This window comes from Mesorhizobium sp. M7A.F.Ca.AU.002.02.1.1 (assembly GCF_003998535.1).
Taxonomy (GTDB): domain Bacteria; phylum Pseudomonadota; class Alphaproteobacteria; order Rhizobiales; family Rhizobiaceae; genus Mesorhizobium; species Mesorhizobium ciceri.
Genome location: NZ_RZPB01000304.1, coordinates 4,509 through 6,746 on the forward strand (window position 1 = coordinate 4,509; position 2,238 = coordinate 6,746).

Annotated in this window: 2 protein-coding genes; one reads left to right on the forward strand and one right to left on the reverse strand. The window is 64.1% G+C overall.

What is annotated here, in order from left to right:
• Positions 1-4 precede the first annotated feature (4 nt).
• Positions 5-1,627 (forward strand): ABC-F family ATP-binding cassette domain-containing protein, encoded by a 1,623-nt coding sequence (locus tag EN879_RS19005; protein WP_013530640.1) that lies wholly within the window; start codon positions 5-7, stop codon positions 1,625-1,627.
• Between the two features lie 3 nt (positions 1,628-1,630).
• Here EN879_RS19005 and EN879_RS19010 read toward each other — a convergent pair whose 3' ends face one another.
• Positions 1,631-2,071: a hypothetical protein gene (locus tag EN879_RS19010; RefSeq protein WP_013530641.1), complete on the reverse strand. Its 441-nt coding sequence runs from the start codon at positions 2,069-2,071 to the stop codon at positions 1,631-1,633.
• Between the last annotated feature and the right edge of the window lie 167 nt (positions 2,072-2,238).

Here is a 2,238-nt window from a genome sequence, read left to right on the forward strand (position 1 = left end):
CCGCATGATCAGACTTGAAAGCATCAGCAAGCAGAACGGCCGTCAGCTTGTCTTCATCGAAGCGTCGGCGTCCCTGCAGAAGGGCGAGAAGGTCGGCCTCGTCGGGCCGAACGGCGCCGGCAAGACGACGCTGTTTCGCATGATCACCGGCCAGGAGCAGCCAGACGAAGGCCAGGTGCAGGTCGATCGCGGCGTCACCATCGGCTATTTCAGCCAGGATGTCGGCGACATGGAAGGCCACAGCGCTGTCGCCGAAGTGATGAACGGCGCCGGGCCGGTCAGCGAAGTCGCGGCCGAAATGGCGGCCCTCGAGGCGGCCATGGCCGATCCCGAGCAGGCCGACCAGATGGACGAGATCATCGAAAAATATGGCGAGGCGCAGCACCGCTTCGAGGAACTCGACGGTTATGCGCTGGATGGCCGCGCCCGCGAAGTGCTGGACGGTCTCGGCTTTTCGCAGGAGATGATGGACGGCGATGTCGGAAAGCTGTCCGGCGGCTGGAAGATGCGCGTGGCGCTGGCCCGCATCCTGTTGATGCGGCCCGACGCCATGCTGCTCGACGAGCCGTCGAACCATCTCGACCTGGAGAGCCTGATCTGGCTGGAATCCTTCCTGAAGAACTATGATGGCGCGCTGCTGATGACCTCGCACGACCGCGAGTTCATGAACCGCATCGTCAACAAGGTGGTCGAGATCGACGCCGGTTCGCTGACCGCCTATTCCGGAAACTACGAATTCTACCAGCAGCAGCGGGCGATCGCCGATAAGCAGCAGCAGGCTCAGTTCGAGCGCCAGCAGGCGATGCTGGCCAAGGAGATCGCCTTCATCGAGCGCTTCAAGGCGCGCGCCTCGCATGCCGCGCAGGTGCAGAGCCGGGTGAAGAAGCTGGACAAGATCGACCGCGTCGAGCCGCCGAAGCGCCGCCAGACCGTGTCCTTCGATTTCCTGCCGGCGCCGCGCTGCGGTGAGGATGTCGTCACGCTGAAGAACGTCCACAAGGGCTATGGCAGCCGCAGCATCTATGAGGGGCTCGATTTCCAGGTCCGCCGCCGCGAGCGCTGGTGCATCATGGGCGTCAACGGCGCCGGCAAATCGACGCTTCTGAAGCTGGTCGCCGGCGCTTCCGAGCCCGATACCGGCACGGTCGCGCGGGGCCCAAGTGTCAAGATGGGATATTTCGCCCAGCACGCCATGGAGGTGCTGGAAGGCGAGCGCACTGTGTTCCAGACACTGGAAGACGCGTTCCCCCAGGCCGGCCAGGCGCCGCTGCGGGCACTCGCAGGCTGCTTCGGCTTTTCCGGCGACGAGATCGAGAAGAAATGCCGTGTGCTGTCAGGCGGCGAGAAGGCGCGGCTGGTGATGGCGCTGATGCTGTTCGACCCGCCCAACCTTTTGGTGCTGGACGAGCCGACCAACCATCTCGACATCGCCACCAAGGAGATGCTGATCACGGCACTTTCGCAGTATGAGGGCACCATGCTGTTCGTCTCGCACGACCGGCATTTTCTGGCGGCGCTTTCCAACCGCGTGCTGGAACTGACGCCCGAAGGCATCCACACCTATGGCGGCGGCTATACGGAATATGTCGAGCGGACGGGGCAGGAAGCGCCGGGCCTGAGGAGCTAACGGCTACCTCAGCGAGATGCTCATGCCGCTGAGGTCGGCGTTGACCTGCAGGCCGACCTGCCTGCCCGTCAATTCGAGCTGGGCGCCCTTGTCATTGGTCATGACGATCACCTGAGCCCCTTTGCCAAGCGCGCCGCCACCGCCCGCCGCACCGTAGACCCCGGTCACATCCCGCGCACGTTTGATGTGGCGCACGGTACCTCGGAAATAGGTCTTGGAGACGCCGAAGGCGAGACCGCCCGAGACGCCGCCGACCGAGATGGGATAGCGGCGGCCATGGAAGGTCAGCGTTCCTTCGCCTCCGGAGCCACCGACGAAGAAGGCCGCCTTGTAGACGGCGAAGCGGATCGTGCCGCTGTCGGCATGCGCGGCGCTGGCAAAGCCGATGCTCGCGGTGGCGACGGCGGCAACCGCTATGGAACGAAATCCGGATGAAATCTTCATGGTGAGAACTCCTCAATGTCGCCGCTTTGCCGGCCAGGATGTCTGGGTGGGATCAAAGCTACAACTGAACAGTCTCGCCCGCGGTTTGGTTCCAGGCCGCGTGATTTGGTTCCAGGCATCATTCGAATCCGGCTGCGGGAAGGCCGGGGAGAGGGCGGAGGGTGGGG

What these genes read in the sequence shown, in the direction of transcription:
- EN879_RS19010 (WP_013530641.1), bottom strand. Translation starts at nt 2,071, where the DNA reads ATGAAGATTTCATCCGGATTTCGTTCCATAGCGGTTGCCGCCGTCGCC.
- EN879_RS19005 (WP_013530640.1), top strand. Translation starts at nt 5, where the DNA reads ATGATCAGACTTGAAAGCATCAGCAAGCAGAACGGCCGTCAGCTTGTC.